Origin of the sequence: Flavobacterium sp. LB2P53 (assembly GCF_003970305.1) — a bacterium.
Lineage (GTDB): Bacteria > Bacteroidota > Bacteroidia > Flavobacteriales > Flavobacteriaceae > Flavobacterium.
In genome coordinates, this window is record NZ_RYDG01000001.1 from 143,919 (window position 1) to 169,551 (window position 25,633).

The 25,633-nt window shown below is 33.4% G+C and carries 24 protein-coding genes; all 24 read right to left on the reverse strand.

What is annotated here, in order from left to right; all coding sequences use genetic code 11:
• Window positions 1–81: 81 nt before the first annotated feature.
• The 24 genes from EKL95_RS00645 to EKL95_RS00760 all read right to left on the reverse strand — a co-directional run bounded on the left by EKL95_RS00645 (window position 82) and on the right by EKL95_RS00760 (window position 25,628).
• Window positions 82–1,200: a glycosyltransferase gene (locus tag EKL95_RS00645; protein WP_126563324.1), complete on the reverse strand. Its 1,119-nt coding sequence runs from the start codon at window positions 1,198–1,200 to the stop codon at window positions 82–84.
• A 21-nt stretch (window positions 1,201–1,221) separates the two neighbouring features.
• A complete protein-coding gene (locus tag EKL95_RS00650; protein WP_126561650.1) occupies window positions 1,222–2,214 on the reverse strand; it encodes a glycosyltransferase family 2 protein in 993 nt (330 codons plus the stop codon).
• 2 nt (window positions 2,215–2,216) lie between these two features.
• Window positions 2,217–3,764 (reverse strand): glycosyltransferase family 2 protein, encoded by a 1,548-nt coding sequence (locus tag EKL95_RS00655; RefSeq protein ID WP_199736758.1) that lies wholly within the window; start codon window positions 3,762–3,764, stop codon window positions 2,217–2,219.
• 192 nt (window positions 3,765–3,956) lie between these two features.
• A complete protein-coding gene (locus tag EKL95_RS00660) occupies window positions 3,957–5,174 on the reverse strand; it encodes a glycosyltransferase family 4 protein (protein WP_126563325.1) in 1,218 nt (405 codons plus the stop codon).
• Window position 5,175: 1 nt separating this feature from the next.
• The gene (locus tag EKL95_RS00665) at window positions 5,176–6,051 is read right to left on the reverse strand and encodes a hypothetical protein (RefSeq protein WP_126563326.1); all 876 of its coding nucleotides are present in this window, start codon (window positions 6,049–6,051) and stop codon (window positions 5,176–5,178) included.
• 155 nt (window positions 6,052–6,206) lie between these two features.
• Window positions 6,207–6,596: an endonuclease domain-containing protein gene (locus tag EKL95_RS00670; RefSeq protein WP_231507394.1), complete on the reverse strand. Its 390-nt coding sequence runs from the start codon at window positions 6,594–6,596 to the stop codon at window positions 6,207–6,209.
• A 316-nt stretch (window positions 6,597–6,912) separates the two neighbouring features.
• A complete protein-coding gene (locus EKL95_RS00675) occupies window positions 6,913–8,346 on the reverse strand; it encodes an MBOAT family O-acyltransferase (protein WP_126563327.1) in 1,434 nt (477 codons plus the stop codon).
• 30 nt (window positions 8,347–8,376) lie between these two features.
• On the reverse strand, window positions 8,377–9,468 hold the full coding sequence (locus tag EKL95_RS00680; protein WP_233579312.1) for a glycosyltransferase family 4 protein: 1,092 nt from the start codon (window positions 9,466–9,468) through the stop codon (window positions 8,377–8,379).
• Window positions 9,455–10,858: a hypothetical protein gene (locus EKL95_RS00685; protein ID WP_126563328.1), complete on the reverse strand. Its 1,404-nt coding sequence runs from the start codon at window positions 10,856–10,858 to the stop codon at window positions 9,455–9,457. Before EKL95_RS00685 ends, EKL95_RS00680 begins: the two co-directional genes overlap by 14 nt.
• An 88-nt stretch (window positions 10,859–10,946) precedes the next feature.
• The gene (locus tag EKL95_RS00690) at window positions 10,947–12,380 is read right to left on the reverse strand and encodes a glycosyltransferase family 39 protein (RefSeq protein WP_158614831.1); all 1,434 of its coding nucleotides are present in this window, start codon (window positions 12,378–12,380) and stop codon (window positions 10,947–10,949) included.
• Between the two features lie 201 nt (window positions 12,381–12,581).
• Window positions 12,582–13,703 (reverse strand): UDP-N-acetylglucosamine 2-epimerase, encoded by a 1,122-nt coding sequence (neuC, locus tag EKL95_RS00695; protein WP_126554488.1) that lies wholly within the window; start codon window positions 13,701–13,703, stop codon window positions 12,582–12,584.
• A 145-nt stretch (window positions 13,704–13,848) separates the two neighbouring features.
• A complete protein-coding gene (locus EKL95_RS00700) occupies window positions 13,849–14,892 on the reverse strand; it encodes an N-acetylneuraminate synthase family protein (protein ID WP_126554490.1) in 1,044 nt (347 codons plus the stop codon).
• Between the two features lie 237 nt (window positions 14,893–15,129).
• On the reverse strand, window positions 15,130–15,807 hold the full coding sequence (locus tag EKL95_RS00705; RefSeq protein WP_126563329.1) for a cytidylyltransferase domain-containing protein: 678 nt from the start codon (window positions 15,805–15,807) through the stop codon (window positions 15,130–15,132).
• Window positions 15,808–15,916: 109 nt separating this feature from the next.
• A complete protein-coding gene (locus EKL95_RS00710) occupies window positions 15,917–16,801 on the reverse strand; it encodes a glycosyltransferase family 2 protein (RefSeq protein ID WP_126458986.1) in 885 nt (294 codons plus the stop codon).
• Between the two features lie 7 nt (window positions 16,802–16,808).
• Window positions 16,809–17,816 carry a glycosyltransferase family 2 protein gene (locus EKL95_RS00715; protein ID WP_126563330.1) on the reverse strand — a complete coding sequence of 336 codons (1,008 nt, stop codon included), beginning with the start codon at window positions 17,814–17,816 and terminating at the stop codon, window positions 16,809–16,811.
• Window positions 17,813–18,715: a beta-1,6-N-acetylglucosaminyltransferase gene (locus EKL95_RS00720; protein WP_126458981.1), complete on the reverse strand. Its 903-nt coding sequence runs from the start codon at window positions 18,713–18,715 to the stop codon at window positions 17,813–17,815. The genes EKL95_RS00715 and EKL95_RS00720 overlap by 4 nt, the downstream gene beginning before the upstream one ends.
• Window positions 18,715–19,860: a glycosyltransferase family 4 protein gene (locus EKL95_RS00725; RefSeq protein ID WP_126563331.1), complete on the reverse strand. Its 1,146-nt coding sequence runs from the start codon at window positions 19,858–19,860 to the stop codon at window positions 18,715–18,717. The genes EKL95_RS00720 and EKL95_RS00725 overlap by 1 nt, the downstream gene beginning before the upstream one ends.
• A complete protein-coding gene (locus EKL95_RS00730) occupies window positions 19,861–20,667 on the reverse strand; it encodes a glycosyltransferase family 2 protein (RefSeq protein ID WP_126458976.1) in 807 nt (268 codons plus the stop codon).
• Window positions 20,668–20,690: 23 nt separating this feature from the next.
• Window positions 20,691–21,314 (reverse strand): CatB-related O-acetyltransferase, encoded by a 624-nt coding sequence (locus tag EKL95_RS15270; RefSeq protein ID WP_126458973.1) that lies wholly within the window; start codon window positions 21,312–21,314, stop codon window positions 20,691–20,693.
• Between the two features lie 16 nt (window positions 21,315–21,330).
• Window positions 21,331–22,281 (reverse strand): glycosyltransferase family 2 protein, encoded by a 951-nt coding sequence (locus EKL95_RS00740; protein WP_126563332.1) that lies wholly within the window; start codon window positions 22,279–22,281, stop codon window positions 21,331–21,333.
• Window positions 22,278–23,183 (reverse strand): glycosyltransferase family A protein, encoded by a 906-nt coding sequence (locus tag EKL95_RS00745; RefSeq protein WP_126458967.1) that lies wholly within the window; start codon window positions 23,181–23,183, stop codon window positions 22,278–22,280. Before EKL95_RS00745 ends, EKL95_RS00740 begins: the two co-directional genes overlap by 4 nt.
• Window positions 23,184–24,023 carry a glycosyltransferase gene (locus tag EKL95_RS00750; RefSeq protein WP_126458963.1) on the reverse strand — a complete coding sequence of 280 codons (840 nt, stop codon included), beginning with the start codon at window positions 24,021–24,023 and terminating at the stop codon, window positions 23,184–23,186.
• The gene (locus tag EKL95_RS00755; RefSeq protein WP_158614832.1) at window positions 24,020–24,814 is read right to left on the reverse strand and encodes a methyltransferase domain-containing protein; all 795 of its coding nucleotides are present in this window, start codon (window positions 24,812–24,814) and stop codon (window positions 24,020–24,022) included. Before EKL95_RS00755 ends, EKL95_RS00750 begins: the two co-directional genes overlap by 4 nt.
• A 25-nt stretch (window positions 24,815–24,839) precedes the next feature.
• Window positions 24,840–25,628 carry an FkbM family methyltransferase gene (locus EKL95_RS00760; protein WP_126563334.1) on the reverse strand — a complete coding sequence of 263 codons (789 nt, stop codon included), beginning with the start codon at window positions 25,626–25,628 and terminating at the stop codon, window positions 24,840–24,842.
• Window positions 25,629–25,633 lie beyond the last annotated feature (5 nt).

Consider the following 25,633-nt stretch of genomic DNA (forward strand, 5'->3'; position numbering starts at 1 on the left):
GTTGTTGTTATCACTTATGTTACATATTAATCTACGCCCAATAGTAGCAAACCCACTCAAAGAGACGAGTTAAACTCAGCATCAACGTGCCAGTAATTTTTTGATTTCCGCTTCGAAAAAATCCATCGTATAGCCCCTGGACCATTCTGCTCCTCTGGTTTGTTTGTAATCAAAAAGGCTTTGGTTACTCAAAACCGATTCGATTTGCAAAATATCTTTTTCAAGATCCATTTCCAGCAAAATCCCTCTGTCCCCATAATCCAGCATAAAAGGCACACATGAAACAGCTGTTGCCAGAGGAACACAACCCCAAAACAGACCCTCGGCAATCACTTTTGGCCACCCTTCACTCTCTGAAGGCAACACTATAAAATGACTGTCCTGATAGGCTTTTTGCAGGGTTTCTTTGGATTGATTTCCTTTCAAAAAAACAATGGACTCGAGCTGATGCGCTACAACATACTCCTCTAAGACTTTACGTTGTACTCCTTCTCCATACAGCCGCAAACGCACTAAATACCCTTTTTGATGCAAATTTTCGATCAATTGAACAGCATACAGCGGATGCTTCCCATGGACTAATGTACCTGCAAAAACAAAATCGACCACACCCTGTAACACTTTTGGAACCACTGCCAATTTATCTTTTTCAGAATAGGTAGCCGTAAAAAAAGGTTTAATATTTCCAGAACTGCCCTTCCACTCGCCATACACTAAAACCTGCATGTTTCGGGTCAAAAAAGTGTTGCTTAAAATCCATCGTTGCAGTTCGTAGGTCCAAGGGTGCTTGGATTCAGGATCCCAATTTCCGGCATATTTAGCTGTTTTTGGAGTATTCGGAAATAAAATTTGAACAAAACAACCCAATAATCCAATATTTCCGGGACACCGTAAATGAATGTGATCAGCAGATTTCATGGCTTTAAATAAAACCCAAAGCAATCCGGGAAGTTTAAATAAAGTAAATAAAATAGCTTGTATCGATAATAAATCAAAACTTGGAACAGGAATAAAGTGTATGTTTTGATGCTGGTAAGAACTGTCAATGGCTGTCGCCTTACCTAAAAAAAAAGGAGCCACAATCACTACTTGTGTTACATGGTTGCCCCAAACATTCATTTCTCTTACGTATGGAGCGTACGCATAATATAAATTATTCACTTTCGAATGCGGCACGTGGGTAATGATTACGAACTTCATATTTAAAATACTGTTTATATCTTATTTTGGTTTTCTTATCCACAAACTCCACCAACCAACGGTTCTGCCTACTGCCTCTGTAAAAGCTTCTTTTTTACTACTGCTGGTAAAGGTATTGCTAAACCGAATACCAGTCAAAAGTAATGTAATTGTGTGCCATTTTAATTGATGTTCTAATGTTGGCTTAGGATTTTTCGTTCTCCAGACATACCAACCATTTCGCACGACCATTTTACCATATTGATATTGATTGGGTCTTCCTGCGGTATCGTGATAATGATACAATCTTGCAGCAGTGTTCAAGTACAATGCCCCTATCTTAGACACTCGTAAAGAAAAATCGGCATCCTCATACAAGCCATAACCTTCAAAATAAGTAGAAAAATGCAACGTATCAAACACCTTTTTTCTGAAAGAGGAAACACCTCCCATCAACATTTCAACTTCATACGTTTTACCACTCGGAGGCAAAAATCCCACACTACGACCGTGTGAATATAAGGAAGAATAACCCGGTGGACAATCACTGTCTAATCCTAATTTTTTTCTTAACACGAATCGGCTGCCATCTTTTCTTTTCCATCCATCAAAATAAAATTCATCACTTTTGGAGTGATACTTTTCACCAACAAATTCCGTTTTAGTTTCATCAATAATGTACCCGCCAACACCTAAAGCCTGCGGATAAACCTTATACGTTTGTAACAGTTCTTCAAAATAAGTAGCCGTCAAAACAATGTCATCGTCTAAAAAACAGATTATTTCTATATCAACTGCTACTCTTTCAATTCCGTAGTTGCGTTGCTTAGTCAGACCACGATGTTGTGGTGGAACGGCGAAATATTTTAAATGATCAAATCGATTATTCTTTATCATTACCGATGTATCTTGATTAGTTGACCCATCGATGATCATAATTTCATCAGGATACTTTGTTTGCTCTTTCACAGACTCTAATAGCTGTAATAAAGCTTCGGCACGCATGTAGGTACAAATTAGTAATGAAAATTTCATTGTTATTGGTGTCTAATTCCTAAATTCTGCAATTTTTGTGCATAAAAAACCGACTTCTTAAATTGAATATTCTTGTAAGGAAATCGAAATAAACGATACAAAAAAGCAACTTTAGAACCCGTAAATAGATAATAGGTAAAATGTTTATACTTATACTCTCTCAATTGTTTAGGACTGTAATGCTTCATTATCCCATACATAATTGTTGGACTAGGAACCGGTTTTATGTTTTTCACAGGAGCATCCAGTTCCCAGGGCTGTGCTTTCCTTTTTTTTCCAACAATCTTAGCTTGAGTTCCCCAAAAACGATAGCCTCCGCTGGGTGGTTTTAAATGTAAATTAGCAGCAAATGGATTAGCTAAAACAGTTACTCCGATTTTACTTAACGACATTCCAAAATCACTGTCTTCGCCATAACCGCCATCAAAATTGACATCATTACCGACCAACTGATTTACAAACTCCCGTTTGACACAAGAATTCGCATTGCTAAACATTTGAGTACAGCCCGCAATAAATGGGGGTCGACTCAATTGTTCCAACTTAAGAGCCAAATCCTCTAAATTCTGTTGGTGGTGATCCGCACGGATATCCAGTCCGTTGCAGGCTCCAACCGAATAGGTTTGTAAGAACCGAATGTGGTTTTCGATGAAATCCGCAGGGATCCGAATATCATCATCACCAAAAACAATATAATCCCCCGTGCATAGAGCAATCCCCTCATTTCTGGCCCTACAACTACCCTTTGTCTGTTGCCAAATCACTTTTAATTCAAAGGGATACTGCTTTTGTTCGTAGGCCGTTTCATCTCTGTCGCTCAAGGGAGTGGCATCTACAACAATAACCTGGGTCGGTTTATAGTTTTGATTAGACAAATCATCTAACAGTTGTAAAGTGTATTCTTGACGGAACATCGTAGGTATAATATAACTTACTGTAGGATTACCTTGAATAGCAAGAAGCACCCGAGAAGGAATTCTAGCCGTTATGTCCCTTTTTTTATAGGTATTCTTGACTCTGAACAAAGTAATCCATTCTGAAATTTTCAAGAAACCTAATCTGTAAATCATAAAAATGGCATGGCTTATTTTATAATTTTTCCTAAAAAAAAGATGACGATCTCTTCTTGAAACTATCACCTTTTCTATAGCCGCATTTGTAAATAAATTTTTTACATATAATGGAACTCCTCCCAAAAAACGGTTGCATCGAAATCCAAAATCTAAAGCCTGCATTTGAATATTTTCAAAATCGGTATCAAAACCTTTTGTGAGGTCCCAAACTGATTTACGAACTGCAAAAGCATTGGGATTAATCCTCCAACTGACACATTGATCTAATCCATCAAAATCATTCAAATACCAAAAGAATACAGCAGTCTGATAGACCAATTCAGGGAAAGCATTTTTATAGCCCTGCTCAAAAGAACTATGCCAAATATCGCCTGCTCCAGTAGACAATAGCTCCAATTGTGAAAAATCAGGAGTACCGGCATACAATAGTACTTCACCTGACGTCGTTGTATATTCTTTTAATCGTATTCTTCCCATTTATCGTTTAAACTTAAATCTACCCGTTGGGTGTAATTAATAAAAATTTCAATTAATCTTAAATAAAAAAATTGAACCACACTTCGACCCGTTAATCTCTGTTAGCATCCTACGTTTTAATAATCCTTTCTATCAGGTCGGAAGTACATATTGAGCGTAGACGAATTGTAGTCGAAGTCATGCTTTTTTAACTTAGCTGTCTGATTCTAACCTAACACAAACTTTTTTATAAAACACTACACTCTGTTGCGCCACTTTCTCCTTACTAAATTTTTCTTTCACTTTCTTTTCTGCCGCTAAACCAAACGCTTTTTGCAAAACAGCATCATCTAACAGTTGAATAATTTTTGTTGCGTATTCCAAATGATTTTTAGGATGTACTAAAAACCCATTGATACCGGCATCAATCACTTCTTGTGCCCAGCCAATATTTGAGGCTACAATAGGTTTTTGCAGCGCCATGGCCTCAATCCAAGACACGGGCAAAGCCTCTGCAAAAGCAGGAAACACGCAAATTGTTGCCGTACTAATATGCTGCTTCATGTCCTGATATGGCACAGCCCCATAATAAGTCACATTGAGCAGCGCAGCTGGAGAAAACATTCCTTGCATCATCTGCCAAGTGGAAGAATTCCCTGATATGATATCGGGAACATCTTTCCCTAACAAAATCAATTTAGCATTTGGATTTTTAGCGATCACTGCATTAAAAATAAACGGCAACTCTAACAATCCTTTTTTACGAATTAAACTCCCAAAATATAGAATCGTGTTCGTATTTTCTTTGTTTTTATCATCCGGACTAAACGCATCAAGATCAATACCATTCGGAATAATCGTAAATTGCTTGTTTAAACCAAAGACCGCATTCGTAGTATCGGCCGTAAACTGACTTACAGAAAGCAAGCCATCTGCTTTTTTCAACGCTCTTTTTTCATGAAATTTATTAATCCACTTTACAGGCCGCCGATCCAAGTGACAAAAATAAGTATCCGAGCCATGCAACCGAATCACAACCTTACATTTTTTAGGAGAGATAAAAGAGGTGATTCCCGTCCAATCCGGAGCTTCTACCACATCAATTTTTTTATCCTCGTATAAAGTATCAATAATATTCTGCAGTTTTTTCCGGGTCAAATACCACGACAATCCCTTAAATTTGACATTCCTGATCTGCTGAATACAAATACCACTGTCATAAAAAACAGCTTCTTCTTTTTGGGCATACACTAAAACGCGTACCGAACAGCCTTCTGCCAAAAGTCCCATTGCCAGATTTTTAATACTGGTACCTATTCCGCCGGAGCTTCCTGTTTTTGGGTGTGGATATTCCGGGCTTAAAAAAGCTATTTTCCTCACCTCAACCTTCTCCAAAATAAAGGGAGCCACTGCTGAATATTCGTTTCCCATCTTATCTATTAAAAAAATCTTTTATAATTACACTGGTAAACCGTCGTGCTCCAGTATCATTCAGATGCCCGCAGGACGAAAAATACTGATCTCCTTCTACCGTATTTTCATAATTGTAAATTTCAGGATAGCATTGTTGCACTTTTTCAAAATAATTTAATCCTTTAGTATTGGTGCACATCGGGGTCATGACAGCTATCAAATTGATGTTGTTGTCCTTGCAAAGCTGTTTAATTTCTTCATAATATTTGTTCCGTAACGGTTTTAAATTAGTCAGATTGTTTTTCATGTTACCCTTTTTTTTGACTAACGGATAATATCCTAAATGAGCCAAATTTGTAGTAGGCTCTTTCGATACCGTTTTATAGAGTTCTCTAAACCCAATCTTGGAATCAAATGCAACATACCTGTAAAAAGGAATGTAATACAATTCTTTAAAATCGGCCTCTTTTAAAAAATGATTTCTGATTGTTTTAGAATCATGGATAAAGGGAAGAAAACGAGAAGAAACACCCTCATCTCGCTTTTCATTTGATAAATTCAAATCGGCCTCGAGTATCACATTTTTTATAGTATACTTTCGTTCCACCATTAATTTTAACAGTAGGGATGCTTCAAACAAATGTCCTCCGCTCATCCCAAAATTAAATGTTTTCAATCCTTTTTCTTCAAACATTGGAGCCACAAAATGATTGTTGGCTCTGGAAGATCCTAAAATTACCACATCATACTTGCGCGCTGCTGAATTGTAAACATAATCAATTTTCCCTCTATTCGACGACTGTACATAAACTGTTGTGTATAGAAAATCCAATACTACTAACAGTAAAAATAGTAGCACGAGGGTTTTGACTGTAAAAATTAAAAACTGCTTCATTGTTGTTTTGTTCTGTATTGTATTTATAGTTTTATTCTAAATAATTTCTTTTTCCGTCCCCATCCCTAAAGGGTGGGAAAAAGAAAGACTACGACCTACTAATCAAGAGCATTCTAAATTTCCGGTTCCCTTTAGGGTCACGGTAAACCGGAAATTTATCCCGCAGCAATAAACGCTTTTATTTTATCTATAACTTCCGGCAACTGCGCTAGTACTTCCTCATTTGTAAATCGGATTACTTTTAATCCTTGAAATTCAATATGCTTTGTTCTTTCTTCATCTAATAGCTGTTGTTCTTCAGTCAGATGATATCCTCCATCAATTTCAATTACTAACTTTAAGGCATGACAATAAAAATCGGCAACGTAAAAACTAAGAGGATGCTGCCTCCTAAATTTAAATCCCTCTATTTGATAGTTTTTAACTGCTAACCAAAGTTTTTCTTCCGCTTCTGTTGCATTATCTCTTAATTTCTTTGCATTTGAAAAAATTTTCGGAGATGCACCTTTCCACATATTCTCAGACTGAAGCGTTTTTTTATCCATAACTCAAACTATATTTTTATTTCAAAAACTCAAGATTCCTTTAGGGTTGGGGTAAAACGAAAATCAACCTCTCCTATTCCTTTTTCCTTCCCCATCCCTAAAGGGTGGGAAAAAGAAAGACTACGACCTACTAATCAAGAACGTCCTAAATTTTCGGCTCCCTTTAGGGTTGGGGTAAAACGGAAATCAACCTCTCCTATTCCTTTTTCTTTCCCCATCCCTAAAGGGTGGGAAAAAGAAAGACTACGACCTACTAATCAAGAGTATTCTAAATTTTCGGTTCCCTTTAGGGTTGGGGTAAAACGAAAATACCACACTAAAACTGAAAATAAATAAATTCTTTATAATCGGAATACGTTCCTAATGCCACAATTGCTGCAAGGCATAATCCCAACTTTAAATAACTGTAGCGCCCAGAAATAGGTTCCACTTGCGTTCGGCTATTCCATTCCACAACAATAAAAGCAAGTATTAAAATGATGATTTCATAATTGTATCGCTCGTTATCCAAATACTGTGATGCAAAATTTCCATTGGTAAAAATACGCCCAATATATTCAAAAGCATCTCCTATCGATTTTACCCGGAAGAAAATCCATGCCAGGCAAGTTAATGCGAATGTACTGATAATGCTAAAGAAAACTGTGACGGAGGCAAAATCCCAATGCAAGGACACTGTTTCCATATTAGATCGATTCCGCTTCAAGAGCAACAATGGCAAAAAATACAGGGCATTAATAAAACCCCAGGCAATAAAAGTCCAATTGGCACCATGCCAAAAACCACTGATTAAAAAAATAATAAAGGTATTGCGGATTTTCATTCCCATACCTCCACTGCTGCCTCCCAAAGGAATATATACGTAATCCCGAAACCACGACGAAAGAGAAATGTGCCAGCGCCGCCAGAACTCGGCGATATCACGAGAAAAATAGGGGTAGTTAAAATTGCGCAGCAAATCGATTCCAAACAATTTTGACATTCCCAACGCCATGTCGGAATAACCCGAAAAATCCCCATAAATCTGGAAAGCAAAATAAACGGCACCAAGAACCAACGACAAAGAATTCATGGATTCATAATTATCAAAAATCGCATTGGCGTATGTAGCGCAGGTATCCGCAATTACCACTTTTTTGACCAGTCCCCAGGCAAACTGAAAGATTCCTTCTTTGGCTTTTTGATAGTCAAAACTGCGTTTCACTTTCACTTGTGGTAATAAATGTGTGGCTCTTTCAATGGGTCCCGCCACAAGCAGTGGAAAATAACTGACAAACAACGAGTAATCGACAAAATTATATTCTGCCTTAATTCTTTTTAAATAAATATCAATGACGTATGATAATCCGTGAAACGTATAGAAGGAAATACCCACCGGCAAGATCACGTTGAGTAGTAAAGGACTCGTTTGTAACCCAAACCCATTCAACAACTCCGAGAAAGAATCTGCAAAAAAATTATAGTATTTAAAAATTCCCAGGAAGCCCAGATTTACACTGATACTCAGCCAAAACCAAAATTTTCGACTCCGTACCCTCTTGGCCTTTTCTATCCGAATACCGGTATAATAATCTAAAAACGTCGAGAACACCAACAGGAACAGAAAACGCCAATCCCAACAGGAGTAAAAATAATAGCTGGCTATAATGAGCACTGCATTTTGAGCACTTTTGGTTTTATTACAAACAAACCAATACAACACAAATACAATAGGTAGGAAAACGGCAAAGGATAAGGAATTAAAAAACATACGTACGGGAACGGATTTGACGGTGTAAAATTAAGATTTATTCTCTAATACCAATGCTAAATGGTACTCGACCATTCTTGCCAGTGAAAAACGGTTTTCAATGAGGGTTCTGGTATTCGTTTCAATTCTTTTATGACCCAAATAAACGGCTTCAAGAATATTCTTTAGAGCCATAACATCTTTTGCTTTATAAATAAACCCATTTTCCCCGGAAACAATAACCTCCTCATTACCACCAACATTTGTTGTGATTACAGGAACATTGGCAGCTAAACTCTCTAATATCGATAAACTGAAACACTCCATGTGGGTAGGTTGCAGCATATAATCATATTCCGAAAATAACGCTTTCAGGTTAGAAATGCTGCCCATAAAAGCAAAACAATGGGCTACATCATAGTATTTCATCTTTTCAACCAAAATACTTTTATAAGGCCCATCTCCGTAAAGATCAATTTTAATTTCCTTCTGTATCGATGTAGGAAGCATTGCGACAGCAGCAATTAAATCCTGAATCCCTTTAGATTCACGTAGGTGAGATGCTGTCAAAAAGATGGGATGCAATGTGTTTCGATTCATTCGTTGTAAAATATTTTCTAGTACAACCCCGTTATAAATAGTCAATGTCTTCTTTTTCAAATGAGAACCAAAATCATGAATAATTTCTTTGACGGTATAATCAGAAACCCCTACAAAAACAGCAATATATCTGGAAAATAAAACTCCTTTGATTCTTTTCTCGATTCTCTTTTTTAAAGGATAGCCGGAAAGAGGTCTTGGATTATGATCCACGGCAATTATTTTAGCGACGCTCAACTGCTTTATTTTATAAAAAAAAGGAGTACATAATTCGACAAAATGGGTAATGATATGCGTGTACGCTGTTGCATTGGTGGTACAAAAACTAAGAAAATGATTTTCTACGGATTGATATCCACTCTCAAAAATCGTTAAAGTAACATATTCGCCATGATCGGACTGATTCGGAAAAAACCAATCCACCTGAATATTATTTGCTGCACATTTCTTGTCAAACGCCCAAAAAAAGTAATCCATTCCGCCTACTCTTTCGGGTAATAGTTCATAATTACAAAGCACTGCTATTTTTTTATTTTCGGTCATTCCATTGTGATAAAGTTGTAGCAATACGCTGACTGGTTCCGTTTAATTTTTTGCTTATTTGTAAGTCAATCATAGCCTTTCTTTCTTTAGTTCGTGCCAAAGGATTGATTAAAGCCTCCTTGATTTGGTCAATTAATTCGGTTGGATTTTGAGCGATGGTCACGGATTGGCTCTCGACTACTTTTTTGAAATGATCATATCCTAAAAAACGTTGGTCATCATACAAACCATTTTCAGGATTTCCAAAAACAGTATTAATTACCGCTTTGTCAAATAACATAAAATCTAAACTCATTGTAGAGCACATGTTAATATTCAAATCAACATATTCCAACAAAGAACGTAAATCCATGATATCCTCCTCACTAGGAATGCGTTGAGACCAGCTTTCAGCATGATTCTCCCGAGTCAAAATCCATTTGGGCGTATTCCAGATAATTTCAGGAAACTCTTTTTGTATCGCAGCAAAACGCTCTGGTTCTTCTGCTGGAGAAGTCCGTACAACAAGTTGACATGGAATTCCTATTTTATTTTCTCGCATGGCATTGGCAATAGTCCGAATCACAACAGGATCATTCGCTCCGATACTGGCATCAGCACAACTGAAACAAATTATTTTTTGACTCTCCTTTAAATTAAATTTAGCATAAAAATCTTGTTTTTCTGTTTTGTATTTGTCCATCACATAAGGCTCAAATTGAGGTGTTCCCACCACTCTTACCTGTTCCTCTTTTACATTCGGATAAAAATACAACAGTTCCTTTTTCATTAAATCACTCCAAACCAAAAAATAATCAAAAGTCCCTAACATTCTTCCTTTGGAGGCTAAATTATCCCAACTGAAAATAAAACTGCTGACTGGTATTTGAGATTGGATAGCTGCATATAAAAAAGGGGCTAAATACGAGGGTCTTTGATGGGTGAAAAAAACATGAGTCGGTTGGTCTTCTTGCAATAATCGAAGATACCCTTTTGCTATTCTATGTTTAGAAAAAGACAAAAACTGTAATTTTTCTACAAACAGAATACTGGCAGAAGAGTGCACTCTCTGCGTAAAAAAATAAATAATTTTGACTAAAAGAGATCGGGCAGAGATTGTTTTGGGATACCCGGATTCCAGGTTGTCTTTCATACCATAAAAAGACTTATAGTGTTGTAGATGAGCTAGCTCTTTCCATTTCCTGAAAAACCAGGTCCATTTGCCTTCTACAAAAACATCCAATTCTTTTATAGTACTTGTAGACTGTAAATCCGCAGGATAAGCACTGATAGGCAACCCCGAATAAATGATAATAGTATCAAATTGGAGTCTGGCTTCTGTTAAAAAGTCACTCATTACAAAATTCCGGAATCCAACGCCATCAGTGATTACTATACCTAGTTTTTTCATCGCTTTTAAACTTACAATTTTTGATTATTTTAAAATAATTCTTACATCCAAAAACTATTAAATATTTTTTTAATTAATACTTAGTATCTTAATTTCGCTTTTTTATTACCACAAAAACCTTGTTGAAGTTTAAAATTTCATAGGGGATATTTATATTATACTCAACAAGAGTTCTCTTAATCTCTTCTTCATTGGTGTGACCATCTACATAAATCAAATCACAATTATCTTGGATTTTGGGACCATCGGGAGAATAAACATATTTAGACTCCATAAAATAATAGGAAACAAACATCAATCGATCAAAGGACCCATCTAACAATGATTTAATTGGCACCTTAGAATTCGGTGAAAAATAAATCTTGTTTTGAATGTATTTTGATGCATCTCTCCAGTTTTGTTTTTTATAAGTATAATTCCCAAACACAGATAAAATTAGTAATCCGATAATGTATAAGAATACAAATATTTTATTATTATCAAATAATTCATTAAAAATAAAAGAAATAAAGAGAAGAATTAAAGGTACTGTTACAATTAAATATCTTTCCGATATTGTAAATATCATGATACTGATTAAATATGAAGTTAAAAATAATAACAAAACTGGAAGTAAGATTATACTATACTTCTTTACCAATATTAAAAAGTAATTGAAATTTCTTAAAATTGGAGCTAGTAAAATTAATAAAGCGGCTACACCAAACTTATTTACAGCAAAAATGGTAGAGAAATTAAAAATAATATTTTTTAAATTATTCCTATCCCAAGAAATTTGTTTAATATGATTCCCCATATCAACAAAGTAAAACTGAAAAATGAGCCAGATCATTCCTAATATTCCAATAAAAATAGATACAACTAATATAGTTATTGCTGATCTATTTTTTCTTAAGACTAAAGAATATATAATTGTAACAAAAGAAAGTAAAAAGATAATTAGGCTACCAAAATGGTGAGTATAGCAAATCAAAACTCCTACTAAAAAGTAATAAATTAACAACATATTTTCAATTTTCTGACTACCCCTTATTCTCTTTAAAAAAATTAAAAAAATAATACTTGCTAAACTAGATAATGCATAAAGAAGAGAATACATTCGTGCCTCTTGAGCATAATATAATACCCCAGGTGTAAACGCACTTAAGAATAAAAATAAAATTGCTAATTTTCTACTAAAATATTTTTTTATTAGTAAATAAGACAATATTAAACCTAGCAAAGTAACAACATAACTCAGTAACCTTATTTCAAAATCGCCAGAACCAAATATTTTTCCCCAGTAAAACAATAATACATAGTACAAAGGAGGATTTCCATCTCTTGATATATATTTAGAAAACATTAAATCTAATGAAGATGTTTTTAAAGAGGCCGTTGCAGAAAAAATTTCATCCAACCATAAAGATTCTCTATCAATATTAGGTATTACAATTAACGTTGCAACAATTAAAATTAGGTAAAAAATTGTCTTGGAATTAAATAGGTAAACTATAAAGTTTTCTAACAAATTATTTTTCATAAAACACATTAATTTATAGAGGCAATTCCAAAGAATGAATCAGTTTAAGTTATGTATTGATTAGATCAATTTAAAAATAGTAGTAATAAGCACATAATAATGAAAGCAACTTAATAGTTATAACATCAAATTATTCTAACCATACCGCAACAAAATTCCGGAATCCAACGCCATCAGTGATTACTATACCTAGTTTTTTCATTAAATATCTCTAAATTGTTTTTGATGATTGATGGCCCAAATTGCATCCGTTTCTATAGACTCCAGAAACAACTGCACACTGTTCCCTTTCCCAAAATCAGTAGCCGTTGGAATGGTTTTTTGAATATCTATTAGCGCTAGTGCGGCTGTTATATTTTTTTGTTCATAATCCACGTTAATAATGTGCGCGTGAACCGCTCTGTTTTGCTGTCGTGTTCCAATATTAATAATAGGAATACCATAGCAAGGCGCTTCCCGAATTCCAGCACTACTATTCCCTATGATGTATTGTGCGTTTTTGAGCAAGGTCAGAAAATATTCAAATCGCAAAGAAGGAAATATTCGAAAACGGGTATTGTTTTCCAGTCTTTTATAGGCTTCCAAAATAGTGTTAGTTCCCAAATCATTATTAGGGAAAACAACAATATAATTATGTGTATCTTCCAGTAAAGCGGCAACAAAATGATTCGCATGATGCTGCATTTCGGCAGCTTCTGTGGTAACAGGATGAAACATGGCAATGGCATACGTATCAAAAGGAATTTGATAATAAGATTGGGCAACGCTCAAATTTGGTAACGCATCCGAAAACATAACATCAATATCAGGAGATCCAATGGTAAATATAGAAGACTTTTTTTCGCCCATTTGAATCAATCTTTTGGCTGCATCAGCATTAGAAACAAAATGGATATGACTTAATTTACTGACGCTATGCCGAATTAATTCATCTACCGTTCCGGATAACTCGCCTCCCTCGATATGCGCCACTAAAATATTATTAAGCGATCCTACTATAGCACCGGCAAGTGTTTCTACGCGATCTCCATGAACTATAATCATATCAGGAGGAACGGTCTTGATAAAGGCAGAGAGCCCTTCTATGGTTTTGGCCAAGGTCAAATCCATCGTAGTCTCATGAGTATGATTGATAAACGTATGAATATTTTTGAAGCCACAGCGTTCTATCTCCAATAGCGTGTAACCATATCGCTCTAGCAAATGCATTCCGGTAACAAAAACAAACACCTCAAATCCTTCTTGTTGTTCAAGAATTGAAATCAATGATTTTATTTTTCCGAAATCCGCTCGGGTTCCGGTAAGAAATAGGATTTTTTTCATTATTTTTTTGTCATGTCGAGCGCAGTCGAGATACTTTTAAATCTTAAATACCGGTCGATTGCGCTCGAGGGAACTGTATTTATTTTGTAATTGTCTCTATTTTTAAGTTTTTAATTGCTATCCAAAAAAAGGCAAAATAAAGAAACTATTGTTCAAAATCATTAAAATCTAATTGCTCGTCGTTATCAATATCTCGAGTAGCGATTTTCCCAATCAAATCATTAAAATGTTCAGCCAATATAGCTCCAGTTCCCGGACGTTTTACCCATATATTATCCGTAGTAAATAACGCTCCTTTTTTTATTGGAGCAATCGTACAAACCGTTGCAAATGCAAAATCAATAGTTACTTGTTCTTCTAAAGCAGGCTTTTTTGTTCCACCCCGCATGTGCCACATTTCATGAGAAGAAACGATAAGTTCCCCACATGTCTGCTCATCCATACTACACACAATATCTGGACCGGTACGATGTGTATGATCCGTAAAATGACGTTCCAAAATACTGGCTCCTAAAGCTACAGCTCCTAAACACGCATTGTTATTCAAAGTATGATCGGACAAGCCGAAAACTTTATCCGGAAAAGCTTGATGCATTTCCATCATTGCGCCGAAACGCACCAGATGAATTGGAGTTGGATATAAATTTGTAGTATGCAATAGCGCTACGGGTACGTTGTACTTATCAAAAATTGCCACCGCTTTAGTAATGCTTTCAATAGTATTCATTCCGGTACTCAAAATAACGGGCTTACCAAAAGCTGCAATATGCTCCAGCAAAGGATAATTATTACATTCTCCAGATCCTATTTTATAGGCGGATACATTGAATTTCTCCAACCGATCAGCGGCAGCTCGTGAAAAAGGCGTAGAAATGAAAATCATTCCTTTACTTTCTACATAATTTTTTAGTTCTAATTCATCGACTTCGCTCAGCGAACAGCGTTCCATAATTTCATAAATAGAAACAGTAGCATTGCCCGGAATGACTTTTTTAGCTGCCCCACTCATCTCGTCTTCCACAATATGCGTTTGATGCTTGACCACCTCAGCTCCGGCTCTGTGAGCAGCATCAACCATCTCCTTGGCTACTTGCAAAGAACCTTCATGATTAATACCGATTTCAGCAATCACTAACGGCTGATAATCGGGACCTATTTTTCTTCCTGCAATTTCAATATATGGGTTCATTTTTTTAATGAATGGTTACAAATTAAATTTTATAATAACTCCAAGACTCAATCTCGACCGAGCCTGCGTTGAGCGAGAGTCAATGAAGACAATCTCGACTGCGCTCGATTTGACAATAAAATCCTGAAGTCACTACAACTGTCACGTCGAAAGTTTGTACTGAGCGCAGTCGGAGTAAAGCCGAGACGATTTATTTCAAATTCATAGTACAACTAAATAATCAAATCATTACAACTGTCACTTCGAGCGCAGTCGAGACGCTTTATTGATTAAATACGCCGCATAATCAAAATCATCCAGCGTATCGATATCAACATTGGCAAAAATATGATTTACTTCATAAGGGATACTATTTTCAGAAACTATTTTACCCTCCAGTATCACTTTAGCTTTGGTAATGTACAACAACCCATTTTCAAAATAAAGAGGCTCTAAATCCTGACTGCGTTGCCCTATTGTGTAATTATAAGGTTCAAAACTGTTGTTGATTATTTTTCCCAATTTTTGATGATTCCTGGTTACGGTGACAAGACTGTCAGCATCATTCATGCAAAACCGTACATAGGCTTCCTGAAGCAAATTTTCTGGTCGCAACGGATTAGTGGGTTGTAACAAAACAACCGTGTCAACTGCATGAGTAATAGTCTCTAAAACATGTTGGACACTACTAATCGTTGGTTCCAAGTCTCCTGAAAAAGCATCTGGTCTGTCAATTACTGTAACTCCATACTGCAGCGCAATGTTTTTTATGGCTGCGTTATCGGTCGTTACATAGATTTCATCAATAATAGATGGATTTTTTTGGGCAAATAAAATACTGTGCACCAATAAAGGAATTCTTCCTAAAAGTAATAAATTCTTATTTGGCAACCGTTTAGAGTTTCCACGAGCAGGAATAATAGCAATCGTTTTCATTAGTAAAATTATATCCTTGTAAAAATACTTATTTTTTTGAATTTCAAATGCGCTCTGAGATTTATTACTCTTGTAGATATAAAGTCTTATCAATTTGCTTTTTAGCGTTTCAAAATTGCATCCCTTTTACTTTTCTCATTTTATCAAGTACTAATGCAGTAACTGGTTTTCTATAGGTAAGTATCCTGGGCATACTCCTAAGAACCTCAACACTAACGCTAAAAAAAATCTTAAAACAGTTAATGTCACGTAATGCATACTTGTTGAAATTATGCCAATACAATTTCAAAATATTACCTAAAGGATACGGATAATACACTAAAAAATAATAAGTAGAATTTTTTAATTGTTTTCCAAATCTAAAATAATTTTGTCCAGCTTTCTTTCTTTCTATTAAATTAACACGGTGGTTCACTTGTATTGTGTTGGTATATATTATATCGTACCCCGCAGCTAACACTTCAATCGAAACGCATGATTCTTCTCCATAAATATCAATCCAAACCGGAAAACCATTGGTAGCCTGATACGCCTCTTTGCGGATAGCAAATCCACAGCCTATAAATTCATTGGTAAAATATTCTTCCGCTATTGAGTTAACCTGACTTAAGGCCTCTTGATCTGAGCCAAACACACCTTTTATTTCCTGAAAAGCAACAATACCAACTATTGGATACCTTTCAAAAACACTTAGGGTTCTTGTAATAAAATCGGACTGTAAAGGATGGGCATCATCATCAAAACCTATTAAAAATTGTCCTTTGGCTTTTGGATATAGTTGATGCCTGGCAGCAGAAGCTCCTATGCTTTTTTCAGAAGAAAACCATCCAACCCAACAGAATTTTTCTTTTAATATCTTAGAATTATCAATGCAACCATCAAGAAATACCAAAACTTCATTCTCAGAAAAATCAATTATCTGAGCTAAAATATTTAACGTATATTCCAATTCAGATTTTCTATTTTTAGATACAATTAATATAGATGTTTGCATAAAGTGTTTATCGGATTAGGCTTTTTATTAATCTTATTTTACTCATGAACTTCACCTCTTTTATTATTACAAACCAGATTAAAGGATTAAATCTATTTACTGTTGATCGTTTCCAATAACTTAAAATCCTTCTGGCTAATAAATACCTAAATTTCTTTCTGTCATCAGGGTCCATCTGTAACTCTTTTAAATACAAAGTATTAAATTGAATTATCAAGAATTTAATTTTCTTAATAAAATCTGCTGAAGACAATAATTTATTTCCGTAATAATATTCATACACTTCGTCAACCGAAAGTATAATATTAAAATCAGCCCAATATCTAGAAATGATTTTTGATCGTTCTTTAATATGCTTATTTTTATTTTCAGGAGAACGATGATTACTATTTGGAAGGACTCTACATTTTAATAAAAAATTTGGTAAGTTTACGACATTTCCTTCTTTTACTATGTGGGTCCAAAAATCCCAATCTTCACAGGTTTGAATTGTTTCATCATATCTCAAATGAGTTCTGATTAAAAATTCTGATCGAAAAACAATAGATTGATGATGAAAAGTAGCCGAAAAGAGTAAATAGTATTTGATATAGTCATTCTTGAAGGGATATTCCCAAGCGGATATAGGATTATCATTCATGTTTTTTAAACAATATCCCTGGGTTCCACACATAACTACTTCTTTGTTCCGTTCCAAATAATCAATTTGTCTTTGAAACCTTTCTGGGAATGACCAATCGTCAGCATCCATTCTGGCGATGTATTGATAAGAAGGTAATAATTTTTCAAAGCCTAAATTTAAAGTTTTGGCAATACCAAAGTTCTCGAAATTTTTTATATAAATAATTCTCTTATCACTATAACCTGATATAACTTGAATAGTATTATCTGTGGAACAATCATCGTAGATATAAAAATCAAAATCTGAATATGTTTGATTTAAAATTGAATCGATACTTTCCTGCAAATATTTTGCACAGTTATAAGTAGGCATTAAGACTGCTAGCTTTTTCATTGGCTAATCATTTTTTTTACAGCGTTAATGGTTTTTGCATTATTTTCAGGATCGAATTTTCTTGCGAATAAGAGACCTTCTTCAACACAATATAAATCTCCAACTTTCAAATATCTTGGACTGGCTTCTGCTCCGTTAAAACAAACTAAATGAGTTTTTTTATCACATACCACAAATTGATCTTGCAAATTGTAATTTAAAATCACAGTTGCAAAATACAATTCATCTGGAGCTAAAACGTATTTAAATATAGAGTTGAACTTTATGTTTTTATTACTTTTTTCAAGAATAAATCCTAACAAATCTTTAGTCAAAATCATCCACTGGCTGCTTCCATAAATTTGGAAATTTGGAAATCGATTCTTAAATCGATTTAAAGGTAACAAGAAACTAAAATGCATTTTTTTTATAACTCTGTTAGTCCAGTAATTCAGTTTAGGAAATTTTTTATATTGAAAAAAATAAAAATTTTCTAATCGAAACAAACCTCCTCCCCACCATTTATTATAAGGTAATTTCCAATAATCTAAAAATGAAGTATCTATATTGCTTTCTAAAAATTCGTGAATAGCTTCATTCCTTTTTAACGGTAAATCCTCGCTGGAAAGCATGATAAAATGATAGTCTGAATGTGTATAATGCTCGATCATAAACCTTTGCACTTCTTTCATTGTATTTAAAGTAGCTTGTACTAAACTGTAGGTCCCCCAGTCACACAACACTCTGTTTTTTACAAAATGACAGGATGAATTTTTAGTTGAATTTTCATATTCCTTTTGATTCACTTTTTTATCTAAATGAATAAAAAACAAAGATTTATTATCATCTAACAATGCTATCAAATCCTGAATTTGGCTTGGGTTCTTATGTGCTAAAATAAAGTAGACCTTAATATACATTATAAACTACTTAAAAGATAATTTAACTCATTTGCAAAGTCAACCGCTGGGTTTTCGGGAATTAAAGTTATAATTTCTTCTCTTGCCTTATTCCCTATTGCTTCCCAATTCTTTCTTTGTTCCCAAGCGCGTTCTAAGGCTTCATCCACATATTCTGGTCTTGGTGCAGCAGCAATAAAACCAGACTCATTATCCTGAACAAATTCGGCGTTTCCGCTTACATTGGTAACAATTACCAATCGCTTGCAAAGCATTGCCTCTACAACTACAATAGGTAAGCCTTCAAATCTTGAGGTTAAAATTAGACCTTGATTCATTTTCCATATTTCTTCTGTTGCCGTATGAGAATGTATCATTACATTGGTTAATTGATACATTTCAACCAAATCCTTCAAATTTTCTACATCATTCCCTTCTCCATAAAAATTTACCCACAAGTTTCTACTTTTCCACTTCGTTTCAGCTAGAACCTGAAGTAAAACATCCTGACCTTTTGCACAGAAATCATATCTTCCCACAAAAGCCAAATGAAAAGTATCCAGTTTTGGGAAATCTAAATCAATTGCAAAAGACACATTATACGGGTTGCGAATAACAGCAGCATTATCCAATATGATTCCTAACTGATTTTGAGTCACTAAAAGGTTGTCATGACTCACAAAATAATTTTTCTGGCTTTTATTAAAACCTTGAAGCATTTTTTTTCTCAAGTCTAAATTGGGCCACAATCCTTCATTTACGGCATGAGAAATTGTCACAAAGCTTAGGTTGTTTTTTAGCGCAAATAACATCAAATCTACAGCGTTGAAATTGAAACCTTGATTCATTACTATTAAATCCGGGTTGAAATCAAGAATAAATTTATGCCGTAAATTAGAAGATTTAAATCGTTTACGGTAGGGCAAAAATCGATTCAGCATTCGTTTCCATATGGACAAGATAGAATTTGAATGTATAAAGATTTGTATTTTACTATCTTTTTCGAGCGAAAGTAACTCTTGAGGAAGTTTTAGTTTTTCATGAACGCAAACAGCTATAGAAAAACTAAATTGAGATAATTCTGCAACAGTTCTAGACCAAAGCAACTCGCTTCCACCCCAAGAAATATTTTCAGTAGTAAAGAATATTTTTTTAGAATTAATCATTTAGAAAGGCAATTTTCGTTTTACTTTTTTAAGTATCGTTTTTATTAAAAAATTAAAAGAGGGTTCCTGTTTAAGTTTTTTATTTTCGATAACACTTTCTCTAAATAGTGCTAAATGTTTTAATTCTTTTTTATTGAAAATATAATCTAACAACTCTGGTCTTTTTTGCCAAGCCTCTGACAGCATCGAATTATCTCTAACCCTATAGTCAAAAAACAGTTCATCCACATATTGAAAATTACAACCTGCATTACCCATTCGAAGCCATAAATCCCAATCTTCGAAACCCATAACAGGCATTCTTTCATCATATCCACCCAACTTTTCCCAAGTAGATTTTCTAAAGCCGGCACAAGCATCAATATAATTATTGAGTAGCATCTCCGGAAAATAAAAAGGTTTGGATTTCCAAATGCTAACTTTATTTCCAAAATTTTGAGCATTACCATGAACAACATCTATCTCTGGATTATTGTCTAAAATACTTATTGTTTGTTTAATAAATTCAGGTCTCAATTTATTATCAGCATCTAGTGGAATAATATACTTCCCTTTGGCCTGTTTAATTCCATTATTTCTTGCTTTTGCCAAGCCCATATTGCATTGATTCAGAACAAATATCGATTTATCTTGCTGCTCTATTGCTTTTAAAATTTCAATAGTAACCTGATCTATAGAACCATCATTTACAACAATAATCTCAGAATCGTCCAGTGGAAAATGACTCTTGATACTTGCAATAGCTTCATTTAGATAATTACCTAGATTGTAGCAGGTTATAATAATTGATATTTTGGGATATTGCATTATTTAACAAATTACGGTTCGATTTATTTTAATCGTGAAATCAACTCTAAATTTTCAATTATTTTATCCGACGTAAATAGTTCGAAATTTTCTCTTATAACTTTAGGAGATAAATCCCACCATTTAATTGATAACAAATTCCTTATCGTGCTTTGAGAAAAACGATATGACTTAACAACTCCTGGAACACCGACAACAATTGCATAAGCAGGAATATTTTTTAAAATAACAGCTCCAGCCCCAATGATAGCACCATCTCCTATTGTTATTCCATTTTTTATAAATACATTGGCACCAATCCATACATCATTGCCAATATGCACTTTTTTTTTTCCATAATATAAATTATCCAAAGGTTTTAAATCGAAACTACAATCAGAACTGTAAAATACAGGGGAAGTTGACAACATATTTGTTGGATGATCTCCAAAACCAATTACTGCATTTGGGCCAATTGAACAAAACTTTCCTATTTCAGTGTTATGTATAATCGAATTGTTTGCAATATAGGAGTAAATATCTATTTTCGAACTTTTAAATTCTACATTTTTAAAAAACGAGATATTATTGTTCTCATTCAAATTAATGATTTGTTTGGGTTTAAAAAAGATATTTATCTTAAGTAATATTTTTTTTATAAAATTCATCTTATAATTTATTAAACTAAAAATTATTAAATATTTTTTTAAATCTGTAATAACCTAATCCTTTAAATTTATCAAAACCAAAAGATTTATAAATCAGAATTAGAGCCCCAAAAAATATTTTATTATTTGACAAAATGCCTAATTTATTACCAAGTATATAGAATCTAATAAAATAGTTGTATTTCTTATTTTCAAAAATTAAATTATTAATGGTTTTCTTAAAACTAACTAAAAGATCCCTATCTATGTTATTTAAATGACAATTAAAAAAAACAAAAGCATTTTCTAATTCTAATTTTACTGGTCGTTTAGCAGCAAAATTATTCAATCTATAAAAACAGTCTGGCTCAGTATAATTAGAGAATTTCAATCGATATTTTTTCAATGCTCTTAAATGTAACTCTGGATCTTCAATCATCGTCATTTGCTCGTTAAATCCATCTAGTTCAACCAAAACACTCTTTTTCCATAATGGTCCAGTAATAACAAATGGATGATTACCTTTCATAAACTCTTTTTTACAAAATAAGCTTTCATTTTTCGCTATAATATTCTCATAAACAAATTCAAAATTGTTAATTGTATTATTAAAAGCCGCCATTTTAAAAATCCAAAAATCATATTCTAAATTTTGCATTGCAAACTCAATTCGATTTTCTAAACAAGTTATTGCTAATAAGTCATCCGAATCTAAAAAAATTATATAATCCCCTGTTACTTTTTCTATTCCATAGTTCCGGCAAGAAGAAGGACCTTTCTTTTTATAATCTGGTCGCAATAAATATAAAAACCTTGAATCTTTATTTAAATATTTTTGAATTACTACTAATGAATTATCCGTACTTCCATCATCTATAATAATACACTCCCAATTAAAATACGTTTGTTTCAAAACGCTATTGAGAGTTTCAGTAATAAGGTTTGCTCTATTATAAGTAGGAATAATTATAGAAACTAATGGAGTCATTTTAAAAACTTATTAATTAATATTCTTCTAAAAACTTTAGCTACTGCTACAAAAGAACCAATCTTTATATATTTTTTTACAATAAAAAACCATCTTTCTGCATTCATTTTATTCTGATCTTTTAAAATCACTTCATATCTTAATAACAGCAACAATTTAGTTTTATTGGAAAACTTATCAAATGAATTTGTAACTAACTCCGAAAAAAAAAGCAATCTAGCCCGATCCTTTTGAGGCTTATCATTTGTCTTTCCAGAAATACTTTGATCAGAAATTCTAATTACAATTTCTGCATCACTAATAGAATAAATTGGCTTATTCTCGGAAAAATCAAGCCACGCTATATCGTCACTATGCCAAGCAAGAGGATAATCTTTAAATTTATTTTTTGTGTATACTTCTCTTTCAAATATATATTCCGACAAAGAACTTCTTGTAAGCCCCTTAAACTTTCGATAATAAAAATCGGAAATGGTTTCAATTTTTGGATGTACCGTTTTATATCTTGTACTAAGCGAATCATTAAGTTTGACACTTGTCCGAAACCTAACGACATGAATTTCCTTCTTTATTATTTCTAATAAATTAGCATAAAAAGCTTCCACTACATTTACCCCCAGCACATCATCATCCCCCAAAATCATAATCCATTCTTCACTAATGGATAATGCAATACAACGTTCCCAGTGTTGTGTCAACGAAATACTGCCCAAATTATTTTCAAAACCATGATACACAAAATCAAATTTCGCTATATATTTTTCTAATAAAAACTCTGGATCTTCTGGACTAGCATCATTACCAATATAAACGTTAAACCGTTTGTCTGTCTGATTCACCAGAGACTCTAAAGTATCCTCAAAAAAAGTAATTTTATAATATGGAATGACTATTGCTAGCATTTATTTTAGCATTTGTTTCAAAAATTTAAAATGGCATCCTGTAATAGGCTTTAAAATAATTAATTGTATCCAAAGTAAGAAGGCTTGTTTTTTTAACCTGTAGTAAAGCAAACCTTTTATGAAATTTGTTCCGTTTTTAAACTCAAAATCCTTGCAGACTATTCCTTCTTCAACTTTTAAAGGGAGCAAATTCGAGTATATTTTGTGCATTATTATAGAGGTCAAATACCAATTTTTATCTAACTTTCCCAAAGAAAAATGTTCCACTACTATTGAATTAACCACTATAATACTATAACCCAGCTTGATGTACTCGAATGATATGTTCAAATCATAACAATGAAAACCCTTGGTAGATTCCTGAAAACGAAACTGTTTATCTCTTCGAGCAATCATAAAAAATCCATCTATTGCAACCACTTTTTCTATATTTTTATTCTTAAAACCTTGGTCCCAATCTTCAACATTGCCATTTCTTAAATGTTGTTTTAAATAAAGAAATTTATCCTCTTCTGGACAATCCCACCAAGCCGATGGCATCTTTGTTTTGGATTTAGCACCGGCAACCCCCAGCAACCCAAATTCTTCATTTTGGTCGAATAAATTCTTCACTAGTAGACCCCAATTTTGAGTATGCAATAAGACATCATCATGCATAAAACACAAATAATCATTCCTACTTTTTTCTATCCCTAAATTATAGGCCTCAAAAATAGAATATTTATTGTTTGAATTATCAATGACAATTAATTCATAATCACAACCAATCGTGTTTTTTATATTCTCAGATAAATTAAAAGAAATGTTTTGGGTTCGAGAACAAATAATTATTGAAATCATCGCTTAATACCTAAAATTATTTGATGATAAGGTTTTACAAAAGTCAAATTAACTACCTTAATATCAAAATACTTATAGACATTTTTCAGTAATTTGAAGTCAAAAACATGATGGTGCAAGCATCTATTTTCGTGATTAGCAAAAGACCTTTTTTTAAATTGTTCTTTAGTTCCGGCAGCTAAATCCATATTCAAATCATGTAACTCTAAAATTTCGGTTAGGTGTGTCAAATCGGTTTCATTAATCCCATTATTTAAATCATTTTCAAAATGACCAAAAGTAGAGATAGGACGATTATGATCAAATGTATATCTTTTATCCGGTAAAATAAGTAAAATAGCACCGCCTTTTTTAATAACTCTCACCCATTCTTTAACTGTTTTTAACGTGTTGGCACAATGTTCTAAACAATGGCTTGCAATAAGGAAATCATATTTGTTATCAGGTATTTCTTTAAGGTTACTCGCTTCACAAATGTATTGGTATCCTTTTTTACTTCCTAAATAATTAAAATTTTGGCCTTCAACAATAGTACCTTCCCAAATGGTTTGAGAACTGAAATTACATCCGTCTAAACTATCTATAACCTGATAAATTGGAATTTCTTTTGAAAAAATAGCACTAGGCCCTCCTATTTCTATCCCTATTTTTCCATTAAAATATTTTAAAAAAAGATCCATTCTTTTAATAGTCCTCCCTTTGTATGGAAAAAATTTATCTTTAACAAGACACTTTATACCATAATACCCAGTTGTTACATATGTTTTCAGTAATGTTTGAATTTTTGACATTATAATAGTATACATTGAATTGCAATTATTTTGTTTTGTAGCAAAAAACATTTAGCTGTAAATCCATTCCGAAGTTTAAATTTCTTTCTATAAATGGGTATTTTGCAGTATAAGCTTCTTTAATATGATAACTAAAACCTGCTTTTTGTACAATTTTCAAAATTTTATGCAAATTTTGCTCTCGATCTGGCATGCTGTGGTATTCAATAAAGAGATAATCAATATTTTTCAATTCATCCTCACAGTCTTTTATCACTTCGAATTCCGCTCCTTCTATGTCAATTTTTAAAAAATCAACCTTTCGTCCTTTCAAATATTTTTTTAAACTGGTACAAACTACTTTTTTGTATTTCCCTTTTGAAGTTTCTTCTTCTATTCTTCCTCCTGCACCTCCTTCAACAATAAATGACAAGGTGTCATCGCAATTCCAAACTGCCTTATTGATTAACTCTACATCATTATATCCAAATGATTCAACGTTTTTTTCCAAAAAACCAAAAATATGCTCATCTGCTTCAAAAGCAATTATAGAAGCATTGGGATATAATTGCTTAAAATAAATGATACTCATCCCTAAATTTGCCCCACAATCTATTATACAAGGATTAGGACGACTAGCCTTAAACTTATACATTTCAAGTTGAAACAATTCCTCGTTACACAAATTAAATGATGCGATATCATGGATATATAATTTTTTTCCTAAAAATTCTTTTTCAGTAGGCACAAATCGCGCTATTGCATTTGTACCCTGTTTTTTTCCAATTAAGAAATAATAAGGTGGTTTAAAATATTTTTTTAAAATTTTAATCATTTATC